The sequence below is a fragment of the Burkholderia pulmonis genome, assembly GCF_984667975.1.
Map to the genome: position 1 here is coordinate 1,967,154 of NZ_OZ480187.1, position 18,657 is coordinate 1,985,810.

An 18,657-nucleotide genomic window follows, 5' to 3' on the forward strand; every position below is an offset into this window, starting at 1 on the left:
ATTCTCCGGCAACCCGGCCCTGCCCCCTCTTCGCTCAGGCCTGCTCGCCCGCGATCGCGTCGACGCCCGATGCCCGTGCCGCATCGGCGCGCACCATGCCGAGCGCCAGCACGGCGATCGAGGCGATCACGCACGGCGCTGCGACGACGGCAAACGCGGTCGTCAGCGGCACGCCCATCGCCAGCATCGCCCCGCCCGCCATCGATCCGACGACCGATCCGCCGCGGCCGATGCCGTTCGCCCAGCTCACACCGGTCGTCCGGCACTCGGTCGGATAGAACGCCGCCGACAGTGCGTTCGCGCCGACCTGCGAACCCGACACGCAGAAACCGGCCGCGAACACCGCGAGCGCGGCTCCCCAGGGCGTCGCGGCAAACACGCCGATCGCCGCGACGAATACGCCGGCCGCCGCATAGCTGCAGGCCAGCACGCGATGCGGATCGAAGCGGTCCATCAGCCAGCCGAGCACGATCGCGCCGAGCGTGCCGCCGACCTGGAACATCGCGGTCACGCGCGCGGCCGTCTGCAGCGTCGCACCGGTCGTGCGCAGCAGCGTCGGCAGCCAGCTCGACAGCAGATAGATGACGAGCAGGCTCATGAAGAACGTGAGCCACAGCAGCAGCGTGCCGCGCAGCAGATCGGTGCGAAACAGTCGGCCGAGCGGCGACCCGGCCGGCTTGCCGCCCGACGCAACGAACGATGCGTGCGCGAGGTGCGGATCCGGCGCGATGCGGCCGAGCATCGCCGCGATCCGCGCGGAAGGCGCGCTCTGGTTGACGAGGTAGCGCACCGATTCCGGCAGCCGCCATGCGAGCACCGGCAGGAGCAGCAACGGCGCGGCGCCGCCGACGACGAGCACCGCGCGCCAGCCGTGGTGTTCGATCAGCGACGCGGCCGCGAGCCCGCCGAGCGCGGACCCGATCGTGAAACCGCAGAACATCGTCGTCACGAGCAGCGAGCGGCGGCGCGCCGGACAATATTCGGATGTCAGCGTGATCGCATTCGGCATCGCGCCGCCGAGACCGAGCCCGGTCACGAAGCGCCACACGATCAGCTCGGTCAGGCCGCCCGCGCTCGCCGAAGCCGCACTCGCGATGCCGAAGCACGCGACGCACGCGAGCAGCAGCCGCTTGCGGCCGAACCGGTCGCCGAACGGCCCGAACACGAGCGCGCCGGCCATCAGTCCCGCGAGCCCGGCGCCGAACACCGGCGCGAGTTGCGCGGGCGACAGGCCCCATTCCGCGCGGATGACGGGGGCGATGAAACCGATCGATGCGGTATCGAATCCGTCGATCGCCACGATCAGAAAGCACAGAACGACGATCGCGGCCTGAAACGGCGCTACGCGATGCCGGTCGATCCATTCGCTGACGTCGATGGACAGCGTATCGGCCATGATGGTGTCTCCTCCAGGGAAGGCGCCGCGCGTCGTATGTCGTGTGTCGTTGGCATGCGCGGCGCCGGAATCGGGCTGAGCGTGTGCGCTATGCACCCGTCTTCAGGCAATCTTCCGCGCGCCAGCCGTGCAGCCAGTCGAGCGCGTCGTAGAACTGCGCTTGCGTGCGGCCGACCCAGAGCCCGTTGCGCACCTGCCGCTCGACGCCTTTCGCGTGATAGATCCGCCCCATTTCGCGCGCCGAATACAGCACACGTGCAGTCCGCGGAATCCGTACGCGTTCGTACAGCGCAAACGCAGCCTCGAAATCGCCGTCGGTCCGTGCAACGGCCGCACCGAGCGTCACCGCGTCCTCGAGCGCCTGGCATGCACCCTGCGCGATATATTGCGTCATCGGATGCGCGGCATCGCCGAGCACCGTCGCGCGGCCCACGCTCCAGCGTTCGACCGGATCGCGGTCGGCGGTCGCCCAGCGCTTCCACGACGTCGGCCGGTCGAGCATCTGCTTCGGCAGCGGATGAATGCCGTCGAAGTACGACAGCACTTCCGCCTTGCTGCCCTCGCGCACGCCCCAGGTCTCCTGCTCGCGGCTGTGGAACGTGACAACGAGGTTGTACTGCTGCCCGCCGCGCAGCGGATAGTGAACGAGATGGCAATGCGGGCCGGCCCACACCACCGGCGCATTGATCTGCAGATCCTTCGGCATGTCGTCGACGTCGACCACCGCGCGATACACGACGTGGCCCGTCACGCGATGCGCATCGCCGATCAGCGCCTGGCGAATCGCGGATTTCACGCCGTCGCAGCCGATCACAGCGTCGGCGCGATAGCGTTCGCCGTGCTGGTCGATCACGGTCACGCCGTTGCCGTCCTGCTCGAAGCCGCACACCTGCGTGCTCGTCCGGAATTCGATCAACGGGTGATCCTTGACCGCCTCGTAGATCGACAGGTGAATGTCCGCGCGATGGATCACCGCGTACGGGTTGCCGAAGCGCTCCCGATACGCGGCGCCCGTATCGATGCGCGCGACCTCGCGTGCATCGATCGCATCCATCAGTTGCAGCCAGTCGGTGAACACCGCGCGGCCGCGCGCCGCCTCGCCGACACCCAGCGCGTCGAGCGCGTTGAACGCATTCGCCGCGAGCTGGATCCCCGCGCCGATCTCGCCGATCTGCTCGGCCTGTTCGAGCAGCTTCACGCGGATGCCCTGACGCGCGAGCGCCAGCGCCGCCGCCAGCCCGCCTATGCCGCCGCCGATCACGAGTACGCGCCGGCCGTTGTTGTGTGTCTCGCCCATGTCTGTCTCCTGCTTCGTGTTATGCGACGTAGTCCGGTTGCCGCTGCGGTTGCGCGGCCTCGAAAGCCGGCTCGCGCCGCGCGTGCTCGACCACCGCGAGGCTGCGCGGATACGCGCTCAGGTCGCAATCCATCCGCAATGCGTTCACGACCTGCGGCACGAGACACACGTCGGCGAGCGTCGGCGTATCGCCGAAGCACCACGGGCCCTCGTCCGCGCGGGCGAGCAGCCGCTCGACGCCGGCCATCCCTTCCGCGATCCAGTGCCGGTACCACGCGGTCTTCTGCTGCGGCGTGACCTTCAGCTCGCTGTCGAGATAGCGCAGCACGCGCAGGTTGTTGACCGGATGGATGTCGCACGCGATCAATGTGGCCAGTTCCAGCACGCGCGCCCGGCGGCGCGGCTCGAGCGGAATCAGCCGAGGCTCGGGCTGGATCTGGTCGAGGTAGTCGAGGATCGCGAGCGACTGGCCGAGACGGAAATCGCCGTCGACCAGCGCCGGCACCGCGGCCGACGGGTTCACCTGCGCGACGTAAGCGGCGTCGCGATGCTCTCCGGTGCGGATATTCACGGGCAGCGTGTCGTACGGCAGCCCTTTCAGCGCGAGCGCAATGCGCACCCGGTAGGACGTCGAACTGTTGAAGAAGCTATGCAGTTGCACGATGTGACCTTTCGGGGAGATGCGTCAGACCACGCGTACGGCCAGTTCGCCGAGACGCTCGACGCCCACCTTCATCACGTCGCCCGCGACCACCGCGCCGACCCCTTCGGGCGTGCCCGTGAAGATCACGTCGCCCGGTTCGAGGCGGAAGAACTTCGACAGGTCGGCCACCGTCTCCGCAACCGACCAGATCAGGTGCGACACGTCGCTCTTCTGCTTCGTCGTGTCGTTGACGGTCAGCCACAGGCCGCCCTGCTCGAAATGACCGACGTCGCTCGCCGGGTGCACGGGGCCGACGGGCGCCGAACGGTCGAACGCCTTGCCGATTTCCCACGGCCGGCCCATCTCGCGCATCTTCATCTGCAGGTCGCGGCGCGTCATGTCGAGACCGACCGCATAGCCCCACACGTGTTCGAGCGCACGCTCGAGCGGGATGTCCGAGCCGCCCTTGCCGATCACCGCGACGAGTTCGGCTTCGTAGTGGTAGTTCTGCGTCTGCGACGGGTACGCGAGGTCGAGCGTTTCGCCGTACGCGACCGGCACGATCGAATCGGCCGGCTTGCAGAAGAAGAACGGCGGCTCGCGCTCGGGATCGAAGCCCATTTCGCGCGCATGGGCCGCGTAGTTGCGGCCGACGCAATAGACGCGGCGTACCGCAAATCGGGCGTCGCTGCCGGCGACGGGCAGCGCCACGGGCGCTTCGGGCGGGAATACGAAAGTCATGAACGGCTCCAGCGTAGGCATGAATGAAAGGGGCGCGCCGCGACCGCGGCGCACGGAAAACGGATAGTGGAAAGCGCCGGCGTCAGTCGCGCGCTTCGCGCAGCAGGTTCAGCGCGGACAGCACGGGCCGGTCGGAATAGCTGAACAGCACGCTGTCGGACGATGCCGACAGCCGCACCGGCGCCCACGACGGCGCGACGAAGATGTCGTGCGGCTCGAACGCGAACGCGTTGTCGCCGATATGAGCGGTACCGCTGCCTTCGACGACGCAATAGATCGTCGCGTCGGTGCTGCGGTACGTGCGGCCGTCGAACCCGGCGGGCAGGAACTGCATGAAGGTCGCGATGGTCGGCATCGGCCAGCCGCCTGTCGCGGGGTTCACGTAGCGCAACTTCACGCCGTCCCATGCGTCGAGCTCGCCGTTCCGGTACAGCGCATCCAGCGCGTCGCGGGTACGCGCATACGGGTAGCTGAACACCGGCGACGTCGGGTCGCTCACGCGGTGCCGCACCGGCACCATGTTGTGCCCGAAGCGCGCGAGGCTGTCGCCTTCCGGGCGACTCACGGGCTGCACGGCTTCCGGGTAGTTCTCCGCGAAACCGGCGTCGAGGCTCGCGACGAGCGGAATGTCGAGCCCGTCGAGCCACACGACCGGCTCGCCGCCCTCCTCAACCGACGGGTTGCCGTGGTCGTGCCACGCCCACGACGGCGTGATGATGAAGTCGCCCGGATGCATCGTCGTGCGCTCGCCGTTCACAGCCGTCCACGCGCCGCGCCCTTCGACGATGAAGCGCAGCGCCGACTGCGTATGACGGTGGCTCGGTGCGATCTCGCCCGGCAGGATCAGCTGCAGCCCCGCGTACAGGCTCGGCGTCATGCTCGACTTGCCGGGCAGCCCCGGGTTCTCCAGCACCAGCACGCGGCGCACGGCCTCTTCCGCACTGATCACGCGGCCGGCCTGCATCACGAGGTCGCGCACCTGCGCATACTTCCAGATCGCGGCCTGCGCGGCCGGCTGCGGCGATTTCGGCACGAGGTTGTGCAGCGATTCCCACAGCGGCGCGAGGCGCTGCTCGGCGATCCGTGCGTAGTAGGCGGCGCGCGTCGCGTCCGGATGAGTCGTCATGTCGTCTCCTTCGAGGCGGCCGATCGGTGTCGGTGCCGTGTCTGTCGGGTCGGGGACCGTGCTGCAGTCCGTCAGCTGATTTATATTCGACCCAGGCATACCCGGTAAAATGATCAAATCATCTGATCCATATATTTCTGGATATACCTTCACGCGACGAGGCATGCGATGGACTGGACCCACCGGCTGCGGCTGCGGCATCTGCAGGTACTGTTGAGCCTTGCCGGCACCGGCAACCTGAGCCAGTCGGCGGTGGCGCTCGCGACCACGCAGCCGGCGCTGTCGAAATGGCTGAAGGAACTGGAAGAGGATGTCGGGTTGCCGTTGTTCGAGCGGCACGCGCGCGGCCTGCGGCCGACGTCCTACGGCGAAGCGCTGATCGAGCACGCGCGCCGCGTGGAGGCGCAGCTCGACATCGCGCGCGACGACATGGCCGCGTTGCGCGAAGGCGGCAGCGGCCTCGTGACGATCGGCACGTCGGGCGTCGCGGCGGCCGACACGGTGCCGTTCGCGGTGTCGCAGTTGCTGAAACGGATGCCGCGCGCGCAGGTGCGGCTGACCGAAAGCACGATGAACCAGTTGATGCCGCAGCTCGCGCGCAGCGAACTGGATATCGTCGTGGGCCGCTCGGGATCGACGTCCGTCGATCCGTTGCTGCATGCCGAAGCGCTGTATGTCGATCCGGTCGTGTTCGTGGCGCGGCCCGACCACGCACTCGCCGCCGCGACGTCGGTCGGCTGGGACGACGTGCTCGCCTACCCGTGGATCGTGTGGCCGGCGGGCACGCCCGTGCACAACGCGCTGGAGGCCGCGCTGACGGCCGCCGGCCGCGTACAGCCGCCGCACTGCGTCGAATCGAATTCGTCGATCCTCAACCTCACGCTGCTGAACAACACCGACCTGCTCGGCGTTGCGTCACATCGTGCCGCGCGGCGCTTCGCGCAACTGAACGCGATCCGCATCCTGCCGATGGAACTCGAGGGCCAGGGCGCGGTGTCGATGTACTGGCACCCCGACGGCGCGAACCGCGCGGCCGTGGCCGCGACGATCGAGTGCCTGCGCGCCTGTGCGGCGCCGCAAGCCGGCGGCTGGGAGAAAGTGAAGGTGGAATGAATGGCGCGGCCCGGTGCAAACCGGGCCGCTTTGCACCGACGCGTCACGCGCCGTCGCAGGATGCCGTGCCGTCGAGCATCAGCGTGCCGACCCGCGCCGGCACGAGCGGCGTGCGCGGCACGGGCGGCGTCCAGCCGAACAGCGCCTGCGCGGCCGCACCGCATACGCGGCCCTGGCACGCCCCCATCCCGCAGCGCGACTGCAGCTTCGCAGCCGTCCAGCCGGGCTCTTGTACGACCGCATCGACACGCACGTCCTCGCAACGGCACAGCAGCGTATCGGGCCGCGCGAGCCGGCGGATCGGCTCCCGGATCGCGAAGCGCTCGCGTACGGCATCCGCGAAGGCCTGCCAGTGCGCGCGTCGCGCAATGAGCGCCGCCAGTTGTGCCGTCTGCCCGGTCGCGGCATAGCCGGCGATTTCGCCTTCGACCATCGCCAGTTCGCTGCCGCCGACACCCGTGCACTCGCCCGCCGCGAAATACCCGTCGCGGCTCGTACGCTGGTGCACATCGACCGCCACCGCGCCGTTCTCGATCCGGCAGCCGAGATGGCTCGGCAGCACCGTGTTCGGCACGAGGCCGAAGCCGCATGCGAGCCGGTCGCAGTCGACGTCGAACTCGCGATCGCCCTGGCGGATCCGCACGCGTTCGAGCCGCGTGTCGCCGAATGCCTCGACGACGTGCGCATCGGGCCGGTAAGCGGCCGTAACGAGCTTCGCGGCCTGCGCGAGCTTCGACGGCCAGCGCCACAGCCCGGCACCGAAGCTGGCCACGTCGCCCCACGTGGCCTGTTCGAGCACGTGCGACACGCGCGCGCCGGACTGCCTGGCCGTCGCCGCGCTTGCCAGCAGCAGCGGCCCGCTGCCTGCAATCACCGTGCGCTGCCCGCGCACGTCGAGGCCGTACTTGATCAGCGCCTGCAAGCCGCCCGCCCCGGTGACGCCGGGCAGCGTCCAGCCCGGAAACGGCAGCAGCAACTCGCGTGCGCCGCAGCAGAGAATCAGCGTCCGGAAATCGAGCAGCAGCCCGCGCTCGTCGTCTTCGAGCAGCAGCGTGCCCGGCTGCGTTTCGGCGACGATGCGCGTCGCCGCAAGATGCGTGACGTTCGGCTGCCGCAGCACGGCGAGGCGTTCGGCAGCGGCCGGTACCGGCGTGGCCGCTGCGGATTGCCGCCAGATCTGGCCGCCCGCACGCGGGTTGTCGTCGACGATCGCCACCGTCGCTCCGCCTTGTGCGGCGGCCCGTGCGGCCGACAGCCCGGCCGGCCCTGCGCCGACGATCGCGACGTCGACACTCAGTCGTTCCTGTTTCATCGCGTCCGCTCCACCTGCATCCCGTCGCGGCACAGCGTCTGGCAAGCCAGCCGGCGCCGGCCGTCGATCGTCATCCGGCATTCCTGGCAGATACCCATTCCGCAAAACGGCGCGCGCGCCGCGCCCGTACACGACACGCGTGTCGTGTCGTCGCCGCTCGCCGCGACGGCGGCCGCGACGGTCGCGCCGTCGGCCACCGTCAGCGCGCGGCCGTCCAGATGAATGATCATGTCAGCACTCCGGCGACGGGGGACGCGGTCAGGAAGCGTCCCGGCAAATACGGTTCGATATCGATCGGCGGCCGCTCGCCGGCCATCAGCGCGGCGACGAGCCGCGCGCTGCCCGGCGCGGTCGTCACGCCGAGCCCTTCGTGCCCGACCGCAAGCCACACGCCCGGCCGCGCCGGGTGCTCGCCGAGCAGCGGCAGGCCATCGGGGCTCGCGGAGCGGAATCCGGTCCATGCGCGGATGCCGTTCAGGTCGGCCAGCTCCGGCAGGTAGCCGACCGCGCGGCGCAGCATGCGCGCGAGCACGGGCGGCTCGACGCACGCATCTTCGGTGTCGAACTGGCGCGACGAGCCGATCAGCAACTGGCCGGTCGGCCGCGGCTGCACGTTGAACGCAACCGACGTGCCGTCGCTCGCATGCGCACTCGCCGCATAGCCAAGCTCGACGAGCTGGTGCGACACGTGGCCCGGATAGCGGTCGGTAATCAGTAGATGGCCCTTTTTCGGGCGCAGCGGCAGTTCGGGCAGCAGCGTGCGGGCCGCCACGCCATTCGCGACGACCACGCGCTCGGCGCGCAGCGTGTCGCCGCTCGCGAGCGTCACGCTCGGGCCATCGACTGCGACTGCACGGTCGCGGCGCAACGTGATGCGCTGGGACCGCGTTAACAGCCAGTTCGCGGTGACGGGCGCGTAAAGAATCGCGTCGCCCGGAATCTTCAGTGCGCCGCCGAGCCCCGTGCGCAGCATCGGCTCCAGTTGCGCGAGCGCCGCCGCGTCGATCAGCTCGCCGGTCACGCCGTGCGCGGCGAGCGCAGCCTGCTTCGCGCGTGCCAGATCCATTTCGTGCGCATCGGCCGCGAGCCACAGCGTGCCGCAGTTGCGGTACGCGCAGCCTTCCGGCATCTCGCGACTCAACGCGCGCCACAGTTCGATCGAATAATGGCTCAGTGCAAGCTCGGCCGCGTTGTCGTCCATCGCGACGAGGTGCCCCATCCCCGCGCCGGTCGCGCCGCCGCTCGCGTCGTCGACGACGAGCACGCGCAACCCGCGCTGCGCGAGTTCGTGCGCGCACGCCGCGCCGACGATGCCGGCGCCGATCACGACGACGTCGGTCTTCGTGTCGCTCACGACCCGATGCCCCAGCCGAACGGATCGTCTTCCTCGATCAGCAGCGTCGCTTCCGCGCTCAGGTGTGCGCTGCCGCGAATCGTCGGCACGATGCCGCCGTCGGCCGCTTCGTAGTGCGCATGGAACACGCTGCCGATCACGCTTGCCTGCCGCCACACGGCGCCCGGTGCGAGCTTGCCGTCGGCCGCGAGACACGCGAGCTTCGCGCTCGTGCCGGTGCCGCACGGCGAACGGTCGTAGGCGAGGCCCGGGCACAGCACGAAGCTGCGGCTGTCGTGCCCGGGATCGTCGGCGAACAGCTCGATGTGGTCGATCTCGCCGCCGTTCGCGCCGGTGATGCCCGCGCGTTCGAGCCCTTCGCGCACGGCCGACGCATACGCGGTCAGCGCCGCGACGTTGTCGCCTGCAACCCGCTGCCCGTGGTCGCTGATCAGGAAGAACCAGTTGCCGCCCCACGCGATATCGCCCTTCACGGGGCCGTATCCCGGCACGTCGAGCGCGACGCCCTTCGCGTGGCGATACGCGGGCACGTTGCGCACGCTGACCGACAGGTCGTCGTGCAGCGTGGCCTCGACGGTGCCGACCGGCGTTTCGATCCGGTGCACGCCGGGCGCGATGCGCCCCATGTGATGCAGCGTGCGCACGACGCCGATCGTGCCGTGCCCGCACATTCCGAGATAGCCGCTATTGTTGAAGAAGATCACGCCGGCCGCCGCATCGGGCGACACGGGTTCGCACAGCAGCGCGCCGACCAGCACGTCGCTGCCGCGCGGCTCGAGGATGCATGCGGTGCGGTAACGGTCGTGCTCGCGCGCGAGCACGTCGCGGCGCTCGGCCATCGTGCCGCTGCCGAGCGACGGAAAGCCGGACACGACGAGCCGAGTGGGTTCGCCGCCCGTGTGCGAATCGATGATCTGGATGCGCTTCATCATGAGCCGTCCGAAGTGGGGAAAGGAGCATAGCTTCCTCCGTCGCGCGTCCGTCCGCTTGTGGCTTTTCGATGAGGACGACGACGAAATCGGCATAGTGCGACGCGCCCTTCGCGCCCCTGCCGGCCGCTGTGCCGATTTCGTCATTTTGCTCCGCGATACGACTCAAGCGTGATGGGCATTTGCGCGGCGATACTGGTTGCCACACCGACACACCTGTCGGCCGACCGATACAAACGTAGGAGATTTCAGTGAGCCGAAACGCCATTCAGTGGACCGGGGTTTTCCCGGCCGTCAGCACCCAGTTCAAGCCGGACTTTTCCCTCGACATCGACGCCACGCACCGCGTGGTCAAGAACCTGGTGAACGACGGCGTGTCGGGCCTCGTGGTTTGCGGCACGGTCGGCGAAAACACGTCGCTGTCGACGAGCGAGAAGCTCCAGGTGATCGAGGCCGCACGCGACGCAGCCGCCGGCAAGATTCCGGTGATCGCCGGCATCGCCGAATTCACGACCGAATTCGCGCGCAACACCGTGCGTGAAGCGCAGCGCGTCGGCGTCGACGGCGTGATGGTGATGCCCGCGCTGGTCTACTCGGCGAAGCCGCACGAAACCGCCGCGCACTTCCGCGCGGTCGCGACGAGCACCGACCTGCCCGTGATGGTCTACAACAACCCGCCGATCTACAAGAACGACGTGACGCCCGACGTGCTGATCGCGCTGCAGGATTGCGAGAACATCGTCTGCTTCAAGGATTCGTCGGGCGATACGCGCCGCTTCATCGACCTGCGCAACGCGGTCGGCGATCGCTTCGTGCTGTTCGCGGGCCTCGACGACGTCGTGGTCGAGAGCATCGCCGTCGGCGCCGAAGGCTGGGTGTCGGGCATGTCGAACGCGTTCCCGAAGGAAGGCGAGACGCTGTTCCGCCTCGCGAAGCAGAAGCGTTTCGACGAAGCGCTCGCGCTGTACCGCTGGTTCATGCCGCTGCTTCACCTCGATGCGCGCCCCGACCTCGTGCAGTGCATCAAGCTGTGCGAAGAGCTGGTCGGCCGCGGCAGCGCGATCACGCGCCCGCCGCGCCTCGCGCTGCAGGGCGACACGCTCGCGGAAGTGAAGGCGATCGTCGCGAAGGCGCTCGAAACGCGCCCGGCACTGCCCGACGTCGGTCTCTGACCGACTCCCCTGCGGCGGCGTGCGGCTTTCCCCCTGCACGCCGCCGCCTCCGGTCCGGCATGGCCTGCGGGCCCGTTCGCCCCGGCGCCAGCCCGCGCCGAGCGTGAACGGCCCGCGGCCCGCCCCGGTCGTTCGAACCGGGCGACGCCGGCCGGCAGGCATGCGCGCTGCTCCGTGCGAGCGCGCGCAGCTCGCGCCTGCACCGACCATCCCCCAGGAGACAAGCCCATGCCAGGCCAAGGCAATGCTCACCCGTCTGTCCCGCTTTCCCGTTCCGCGCACCCCGGCGCGGGTCACGGCAAGTTCAAGAAACAGCTGTCGCTGACCGATCTCACGTTCATCGGTCTCGGCGCGATTTTCGGTTCGGGGTGGCTGTTCGCCGCGAGTCACGTATCGACGATCGCGGGCCCGGCCGGCATCTTCTCGTGGCTGCTCGGCGGCTTCGCGGTGCTGCTGCTCGGCATCGTCTACTGCGAACTCGGCGCCGCGCTGCCGCGCGCCGGCGGCGTCGTGCGCTATCCGGTGTTCTCGCACGGCCCGCTGCTCGGCTACCTGATGGGCTTCATCACGCTGATCGCCTTTTCGAGCCTGATCGCGATCGAAGTCGTCGCCGCGCGCCAGTATGCGGCCGCGTGGTTTCCGGGCCTGACGGTCGAAGGATCGAGCAACCCGACGACGCTCGGCTGGCTCGTGCAGGCCGCGCTGCTCTGCTTCTTCTTTTACCTGAACTATTCGAGCGTGAAGACGTTCGCGAAGGCGAACAACATCATCAGCATCTTCAAGTTCATCGTGCCGCTGTCGGTGATCGCGGTGCTGTTCACGTTCTTCAAGCCCGCCAACCTCACGGTGCACGGCTTCGCGCCGTTCGGCACGCCGGGCATCGAGATGGCCGTGTCCGCCGGCGGCATCATCTTCGCGTATCTCGGGCTCACGCCGATCGTGTCGGTCGCGAGCGAAGTGCGCAACCCGCAGCGCACGATCCCGATCGCGCTGATCCTGTCGATCCTGCTGTCCACGCTGATCTACGTGTTGCTGCAGCTCGCGTTCATCGGCAGCATCCCGACGGCGATGCTCGCCGGCGGCTGGCACGACGTGAGCAAGGCGTTCTCGCTGCCGTACCGCGACATCGCGCTCGCACTCGGCGTCGGCTGGCTTGCGGTGATGGTCGTCGCCGACGCGATGATCTCGCCGAGCGGCTGCGGCAACATCTACATGAACGCGACGCCGCGCGTCGTCTACGGCTGGGCGAAGACGGGCACGTTCTTCAAGGTGTTCACGCGCGTCGACGAATCATCGGGCATTCCGCGCGCGGGCCTGTGGCTCACGTTCGGCCTCGCGATTTTCTGGACGCTGCCGTTCCCGTCGTGGGAAGCGCTGATCAACATCGTGTCGGCCGCGCTGGTGCTGAGCTATGCGGTCGCGCCGGTGTCGGTCGCCGCGCTGCGCCGCACCGCGCCCGACCTGCCGCGGCCGTTCCGCGCGAGCGCGTTCGGCATCACCGGGCCCGCATCGTTCGTGATCGCCGCGCTGATCGTCTACTGGTCGGGCTGGAGCACGGTGTCCTGGCTGCTCGGCCTGCAGATCGTGATGTTCGTGATCTATCTCGCGTGCCGCCGCTGGGTGCCGACCGCGCACCTGAGCCTCGCCGAACAGGTGCGCTCGTCCGCGTGGCTGATCGCGTTCTATGCCGCGATGATCGTGCTGTCGTATTTCGGCGGCTTCGGCGGCACCGGCCGGCTCGCGCATCCGTACGACACGGTGGTCGTCGCGGCCGTCGCGCTCGTCATCTACTACTGGGGCGCCAATACCGGCGTGCGCGCCGACAAGCTGCAGCTCGACGACGACGAGGACTGACGCGCCCGCGCCCTTTTTCCTTTCCCCCTTTCCATCGGCCGGGCGCACCACGCCCGGCCCCTGTTTTTCCGAGGAAAACCATGCAACTCACAGGTCAGCTCCTGATCGGCCAGTCGGCTGTCGCCGGACAGAACGGCACCCTCCATGCGATCGCCGCCGCAACCGGCGAACCGCTCGAACCCGCATTCGGCGGCGCAAGCCTGCACGATCTCGAGACGGCCTGCGCGCTCGCCGACGACGCGTTCGACACCTATCGCGAAACGTCGCCCGACGCCCGCGCCGCGTTTCTCGACGCGATCGGCCGGCACATCATGGCGCTCGGCGACGACCTGATCGAGCGCTGCGTGATCGAAACCGGCCTGCCGCGTGCCCGCGTCGAAGGCGAGCGCGGCCGCACGGTCGGCCAGCTTGCGCTGTTCGCGTCGCTGGTGCGCGACGGCGGCTTTCTCGACGCGCGCATCGATCCGGCGCGCCCCGAGCGCAAACCGCTGCCGCGCGTCGACCTGCGGCTGCGCAACGTCGCGGTCGGGCCCGTCGCCGTGTTCGGTGCGTCGAACTTCCCGCTCGCGTTCTCGGTCGCCGGCGGCGATACGGCATCGGCGCTCGCAGCCGGCTGCCCGGTAATCGTCAAGGCGCATTCCGCGCATCCCGGCACGTCGGAACTCGTCGGCCGCGCGATCCAGCAGGCCGCCCGCGAATGCGGGATGCCGGCCGGCGTGTTCTCGCTGCTGTTCGACGCATCGCGCGAGATCGGCCAGGCGCTCGTCGCCGATCCGCGCATCAAGGCCGTCGGCTTCACCGGCTCGCGCCGCGGCGGTGTCGCGCTGATGCATATCGCAGCCGCGCGGGCCGAGCCGATTTCCGTCTATGCGGAAATGAGCTCGATCAATCCCGTGCTGCTGTGTCCCGCCGCGCTCGATGCACGCCATGACGCGATCGCACCGCAGTTCGTCGCGTCGCTCACGCTCGGCGCCGGCCAGTTCTGCACGAACCCCGGCCTCGTGCTCGCCGTCGACGGCCCCGCGCTGCGCGCGTTCGAGGCTGCCGCAGCCGATGCCGTGCGCGCGGCGGCCGCGCAGACGATGCTGACGCCGCCCATCCACGCGAGCTATGCGCAAGGCGTCGCGGCACTGCGCGGTCACGATGCGGTCGAGCTGCTGGCGGAAGGTGCCGAAGGCGGCCGCCTTCAGGCCCGCGCAGCGCTGTTCGCAACGTCCGCCGATGCGTTCATCGCGCGCCCCGAACTGCGTGACGAAGTGTTCGGCCCCGCTTCGCTGATCGTCCGCTGCCCGGACGCCGACACGCTGCATCGCGTGCTGAAGTCGCTCGAAGGCCAGCTGACGATCGCCGCGCATCTCGCCGACGGCGATGCGGCGCTGTTCGCCGCGCTGCGCCCGACGCTCGAACGCAAGGCCGGCCGCATTCTCGTCAACGGCTTCGGCACGGGTGTCGAGGTCGGCCATGCGATGGTGCACGGCGGCCCGTTCCCCGCGACGTCCGACACGCGCACGACGTCCGTCGGCGCGCGCGCGATCGAGCGCTTCCTGCGGCCCGTGTCGTACCAGGATCTTCCTGACGCCCTGCTGCCGGACGCGATCCGCAGCGGCAATCCGCTGAACGTGCCGCAACGCATCGACGGCGTGCCCGCGCCGCGCGAGGTGAAGCATGTCTGAGCAAACCGCCGAAATCGTCCTGTCGCTCGATGAAGTCCACGCGCTCGCGTTGCGTGTGCTGACGCACAACGGGATGTCCGACGCGCATGCGCGGGCCATCGCCAACGTGATCACGCAGGGCCAGCGCGACGAATGCCATTCGCACGGCGTGTACCGGCTGCTCGTCTGCGTGCGGTCCCTGAAGAAAGGCAAGGTCGATCCGCAAGCCGTGCCGACGCTGCGCCGCCTGTCGTCGTCGATCGTCGCGGTCGACGCGCATCGCGGCTTCTCGCTGCTGAGCTTCGAAACGGGGTTGCCCGTACTCGTCGAGATGGCGAAGCAGCACGGCATTGCCGCGATGACGATCAACCACTGCTACCACTTCTCCGCGCTGTGGCCCGAGGTCGAGACGATCGCGGCCGAAGGGCTGGTCGGCCTCGCGATGAATCCGAGCCATAGCTGGGTCGCGCCGGAAGGCGGCCGCGAACCGGTGTTCGGCACGAACCCGATCGCATTCGCGTGGCCGCGCCCGGGCGGTGAACCGTTCGTATTCGATTTCGCGACGAGCGCGATCGCGCGCGGCGACATCGAGCTGCACGCGAAGCAAGGCAAGCCGATTCCGTCGCACTGGGCGATCGACGCCGACGGCCAGCCGACCACCGACCCGAAGGCCGCGCTGCAGGGCGCGATGCGCACGTTCGGCGGCCACAAGGGCTCGGCGCTCGCGGCGATGGTCGAACTGCTCGGCGGCGCGCTGATCGGCGACATGACGAGCCGGGAATCGATGGACTTCGACGACGGGGTCGGCGCGACGCCGTGCCACGGCGAGCTCGTGATCGCGTTCGACCCGAAGGTGTTCCTCGGCGACGATCTCGACGCGGGGCTCGCGCGCGGCGAACGGATGTTCGAATCGATCGTCGCGCAGGGCGCGCGGTTGCCGTCCCGGCGGCGCTTCGACGCCCGCGCGCGCAGCGTCGCGCACGGCGTGCGGATTCCGAAAGTCCTGTACGACGAGATCCTGACGCTGCTCGACTGACACCCGGGCGAGGCGGCGGCGCGGCATGCGGCATCGACGAACAGGCGATCCGGCCGCCTCCCGCACTGGCCGGGCGGGTACCCGCCGCCGCCCCGCCCGCGCCCGTCGCGGGCGCCATGGGCGCCACGCCCGCGGCGGCTGTGGGATAATCGCCAGGTTTGCCCAGGGCGCAGCTCAAGAGGTTGTTCGCACGGGCGCGAGAGAGGCCTTTATTCCCCGTGCCTCCACCCCTTTTCCCGCGATATTTCTTCAGCAATCACCATGCCCACTTACCGTTCCAAAACCTCCACCGCCGGCCGCAACATGGCAGGTGCGCGCTCGCTGTGGCGCGCCACCGGCATGAAAGACGACGATTTCTCGAAGCCGATCATCGCGGTCGTCAACTCGTTCACGCAGTTCGTGCCCGGGCACGTGCACCTGAAGGATCTCGGCCAGCTGGTCGCGCGCGAGATCGAAGCCGCCGGCGGCGTCGCGAAGGAATTCAACACGATCGCGGTCGACGACGGCATCGCGATGGGCCACGACGGCATGCTGTACTCGCTGCCGAGCCGCGACATCATCGCCGATTCGGTCGAATACATGGTGAACGCGCACTGCGCGGACGCGATGGTGTGCATCTCGAACTGCGACAAGATCACGCCGGGGATGCTGATGGCCGCGATGCGCCTCAACATTCCGGTGATCTTCGTGTCCGGCGGCCCGATGGAAGCCGGCAAGACGCGCCTCGCGAACCCGGTCACCAAGGCCATCGAGGTGAAAAAGCTCGACCTCGTCGACGCGATGGTGATCGCGGTCGACCCGTCGTATTCGGACGCCGAAGTCGCCGAAGTCGAGCGCTCGGCCTGCCCGACCTGCGGTTCGTGCTCGGGCATGTTCACCGCGAACTCGATGAACTGCCTGACCGAAGCGCTCGGCCTGTCGCTGCCCGGCAACGGCACGGTGGTCGCGACGCACGCCGATCGCGAACAGCTGTTCAAGCGCGCCGGCCGCCGCATCGTCGAACTGACGCGCCAGCACTACGAACAGGACGACGAACGCGTGCTGCCGCGCTCGGTCGGCTTCGCCGCGTTCGAGAACGCGATGACGCTCGACATCGCGATGGGCGGCTCGACCAACACGATCCTGCACCTGCTCGCGATCGCGCAGGAAGCCGGCATCGACTTCACGATGAAGGACATCGACCGCCTGTCGCGCACCGTGCCGCAGCTGTGCAAGGTCGCGCCGAACACGAACAAGTACCACATCGAGGACGTGCACCGCGCAGGCGGCATCATGGCGATCCTCGGCGAGCTCGAGCGCGCCGGCAAGCTGCACACCGACGTGCCGACCGTGCACACGCCGACGCTGAAGGACGCCCTCGACCAGTGGGACATCGTCCGTACCCAGGACGAAGCGGTCCGCACGTTCTACATGGCCGGCCCCGCCGGCATCCCGACGCAGGTCGCGTTCAGCCAGAACACCCGCTGGCCGAGCCTCGACCTCGACCGCGCCGAAGGCTGCATCCGCTCGTACGAGCATGCGTTCTCGAAGGAAGGCGGCCTCGCGGTGCTGACGGGCAACATCGCGCTCGACGGCTGCGTGGTGAAGACGGCCGGCGTCGACGAAAGCATCCTCGTGTTCGAAGGCTCGGCTCACGTGACCGAATCGCAGGACGAAGCGGTCGAGAACATCCTGAACGACAAGGTCAAGGCCGGCGACGTGGTGATCGTGCGCTACGAAGGCCCGAAGGGTGGCCCGGGCATGCAGGAAATGCTCTACCCGACCAGCTACATCAAGTCGAAGGGGCTCGGCAAGGCCTGCGCGCTGCTGACGGACGGCCGCTTCTCGGGCGGCACGTCGGGCCTGTCGATCGGCCACTGTTCGCCGGAAGCAGCGGCGGGCGGCGCAATCGGCCTCGTGCGCGACGGCGACAAGATCCGCATCGACATCCCGAACCGCACGATCGACGTGCTGGTGTCGGACGAGGAACTGGCGCGCCGCCGCGAAGAGCAGAACGCAAAGGGCTGGAAGCCGGCGCAACCGCGTCCGCGCAAGGTGTCTGCCGCGCTGAAGGCATACGCGAAGCTGGTCATGTCGGCCGACAAGGGCGCCGTTCGCGACCTGTCGCTGCTCGACGACTGACGAGACTGCGGCCGGCGACGGCCGCACCGCGGGCGACGCCACTGCGCACGCGCCCGATCGGGAAGCCGCTCTCCGGAGCGGCTTTTTTTCGTCCGGTGCCGGGAGAAACCGCGGCACCGGCGCCGTCAGTGACGAAGTTCGTCGGGGCCGCCACCGCTCCCGCCGCCGCTGCCGTGGCTACCGCCACCGTTTCCGCCCCCTTGCGGCCGCGTATAACCGCCACCCCCGCCCTGGCGCGCCGCCGGCGGCATCGTACGGACCTCGCCGCCCGGCGCGGGCGGCGGACGCAACACGGCAGGCGGCGGCCCGGCCGGACGCGCACCGCCCGGCATCGGCGCAGGTGCCGGCGGCGGCGTGCGGATCGCGCCGTTCCAGCCCCCGCGTGCAGCCGACGGCCGCGTGTCATGCACGGGCGGCGGGCCGCCCGGTGCAACCTGCATCGGCCCGCCCGGTTGCGGCCGGCCCTGCCCCGGCGGCCGGCCTCCGGGGCCGAGTCGAGGCTCTGGGCGATGCGCCCAGCGATCGCGGTCGTGATACCACGGCCGGTTGCGGTAATAGCGATCCCAGTACGCAGCGATCGCGAACCCCGTCACCGGCACGCCGATGATCGCGCCGTATTCGAGCAACGGCACGTAGCTGCCCTGGTACGGGTACTCGAGCAATTGCGCATCGATCCAGCCGCGCACGCCCGGCAGCGCGACGTCGCACCAAGAGTAGTCGCTCAGGCAGCCGAATACGTCCAGCGCGGTGTCGGGCGGGATCTGCGCGACCACCGGATAATCGGGCGCCGGCCCCGCATAGAGCTCGGCCGGCGAATTGGTGTAAGCGCTGCTCTGCGCATCGGCAATACCCGGCGCGGCTGCGAGGCCGGCCAGGACGATGCACAGGCTTCGGACGATCGTGTTCCTCAT

Annotated in this window: 16 protein-coding genes; 6 read left to right on the forward strand and 10 right to left on the reverse strand. The window is 69.2% G+C overall.

The genetic code is table 11. The features are described 5' to 3' along the window. Window positions 1–34: 34 nt before the first annotated feature. The 5 genes from AC5LXK_RS25540 to gtdA all read right to left on the reverse strand — a co-directional run bounded on the left by AC5LXK_RS25540 (window position 35) and on the right by gtdA (window position 5,203). Complete coding sequence (locus tag AC5LXK_RS25540; protein ID WP_493391460.1) at window positions 35–1,396, reverse strand: MFS transporter; 1,362 nt, start codon at window positions 1,394–1,396, stop codon at window positions 35–37. 88 nt (window positions 1,397–1,484) lie between these two features. Continuing rightward, window positions 1,485–2,693, reverse strand: a complete 1,209-nt coding sequence (locus AC5LXK_RS25545) for a 3-hydroxybenzoate 6-monooxygenase (protein WP_493391461.1) — start codon at window positions 2,691–2,693, stop codon at window positions 1,485–1,487. Between the two features lie 19 nt (window positions 2,694–2,712). Continuing rightward, on the reverse strand, window positions 2,713–3,354 hold the full coding sequence (maiA, locus tag AC5LXK_RS25550; RefSeq protein ID WP_493391462.1) for a maleylacetoacetate isomerase: 642 nt from the start codon (window positions 3,352–3,354) through the stop codon (window positions 2,713–2,715). Window positions 3,355–3,378: 24 nt separating this feature from the next. Further along, complete coding sequence (locus AC5LXK_RS25555) at window positions 3,379–4,077, reverse strand: fumarylacetoacetate hydrolase family protein (protein WP_493391463.1); 699 nt, start codon at window positions 4,075–4,077, stop codon at window positions 3,379–3,381. An 82-nt stretch (window positions 4,078–4,159) separates the two neighbouring features. Continuing rightward, window positions 4,160–5,203: a gentisate 1,2-dioxygenase gene (gtdA, locus tag AC5LXK_RS25560; protein WP_493391464.1), complete on the reverse strand. Its 1,044-nt coding sequence runs from the start codon at window positions 5,201–5,203 to the stop codon at window positions 4,160–4,162. A gap of 168 nt (window positions 5,204–5,371) precedes the next feature. Here gtdA and AC5LXK_RS25565 point away from each other — a divergent pair, with 168 nt between their 5' ends. Next, window positions 5,372–6,316 (forward strand): LysR substrate-binding domain-containing protein, encoded by a 945-nt coding sequence (locus tag AC5LXK_RS25565; protein WP_493391465.1) that lies wholly within the window; start codon window positions 5,372–5,374, stop codon window positions 6,314–6,316. Between the two features lie 43 nt (window positions 6,317–6,359). Here the strand turns inward: AC5LXK_RS25565 and AC5LXK_RS25570 are convergent, their stop codons facing one another. Genes AC5LXK_RS25570 through AC5LXK_RS25585 form a run of 4 tightly spaced genes read right to left on the reverse strand, consistent with a single transcriptional unit; the run spans window position 6,360 to window position 9,911 of the window. Then, window positions 6,360–7,628: an FAD-dependent oxidoreductase gene (locus tag AC5LXK_RS25570; protein WP_493391466.1), complete on the reverse strand. Its 1,269-nt coding sequence runs from the start codon at window positions 7,626–7,628 to the stop codon at window positions 6,360–6,362. Further along, window positions 7,625–7,858, reverse strand: coding sequence for a 2Fe-2S iron-sulfur cluster-binding protein (locus AC5LXK_RS25575; protein ID WP_012338331.1), 234 nt, complete (start codon window positions 7,856–7,858; stop codon window positions 7,625–7,627). Before AC5LXK_RS25575 ends, AC5LXK_RS25570 begins: the two co-directional genes overlap by 4 nt. Further along, on the reverse strand, window positions 7,855–8,982 hold the full coding sequence (locus AC5LXK_RS25580; protein ID WP_493391467.1) for an NAD(P)/FAD-dependent oxidoreductase: 1,128 nt from the start codon (window positions 8,980–8,982) through the stop codon (window positions 7,855–7,857). Before AC5LXK_RS25580 ends, AC5LXK_RS25575 begins: the two co-directional genes overlap by 4 nt. After that, window positions 8,979–9,911: a 4-hydroxyproline epimerase gene (locus tag AC5LXK_RS25585; protein WP_493394057.1), complete on the reverse strand. Its 933-nt coding sequence runs from the start codon at window positions 9,909–9,911 to the stop codon at window positions 8,979–8,981. Before AC5LXK_RS25585 ends, AC5LXK_RS25580 begins: the two co-directional genes overlap by 4 nt. A 251-nt stretch (window positions 9,912–10,162) precedes the next feature. On the opposite strand from AC5LXK_RS25585, the gene AC5LXK_RS25590 reads away from it, so the two are divergent. The 5 genes from AC5LXK_RS25590 to ilvD all read left to right on the forward strand — a co-directional run bounded on the left by AC5LXK_RS25590 (window position 10,163) and on the right by ilvD (window position 17,746). Further along, complete coding sequence (locus tag AC5LXK_RS25590) at window positions 10,163–11,083, forward strand: dihydrodipicolinate synthase family protein (RefSeq protein WP_077021013.1); 921 nt, start codon at window positions 10,163–10,165, stop codon at window positions 11,081–11,083. A 228-nt stretch (window positions 11,084–11,311) separates the two neighbouring features. Next, window positions 11,312–12,937, forward strand: coding sequence for an APC family permease (locus AC5LXK_RS25595; RefSeq protein ID WP_493391468.1), 1,626 nt, complete (start codon window positions 11,312–11,314; stop codon window positions 12,935–12,937). An 80-nt stretch (window positions 12,938–13,017) separates the two neighbouring features. Further along, window positions 13,018–14,610, forward strand: coding sequence for an aldehyde dehydrogenase (NADP(+)) (locus tag AC5LXK_RS25600; RefSeq protein WP_493391469.1), 1,593 nt, complete (start codon window positions 13,018–13,020; stop codon window positions 14,608–14,610). Then, a complete protein-coding gene (locus AC5LXK_RS25605; protein WP_493391470.1) occupies window positions 14,603–15,625 on the forward strand; it encodes an Ldh family oxidoreductase in 1,023 nt (340 codons plus the stop codon). The genes AC5LXK_RS25600 and AC5LXK_RS25605 overlap by 8 nt, the downstream gene beginning before the upstream one ends. Before the next feature lie 261 nt (window positions 15,626–15,886). Then, window positions 15,887–17,746: a dihydroxy-acid dehydratase gene (gene ilvD, locus AC5LXK_RS25610; protein WP_493391471.1), complete on the forward strand. Its 1,860-nt coding sequence runs from the start codon at window positions 15,887–15,889 to the stop codon at window positions 17,744–17,746. A gap of 125 nt (window positions 17,747–17,871) precedes the next feature. Here the strand turns inward: ilvD and AC5LXK_RS25615 are convergent, their stop codons facing one another. Next, window positions 17,872–18,657 (reverse strand): SH3 domain-containing protein, encoded by a 786-nt coding sequence (locus AC5LXK_RS25615; protein WP_493391472.1) that lies wholly within the window; start codon window positions 18,655–18,657, stop codon window positions 17,872–17,874.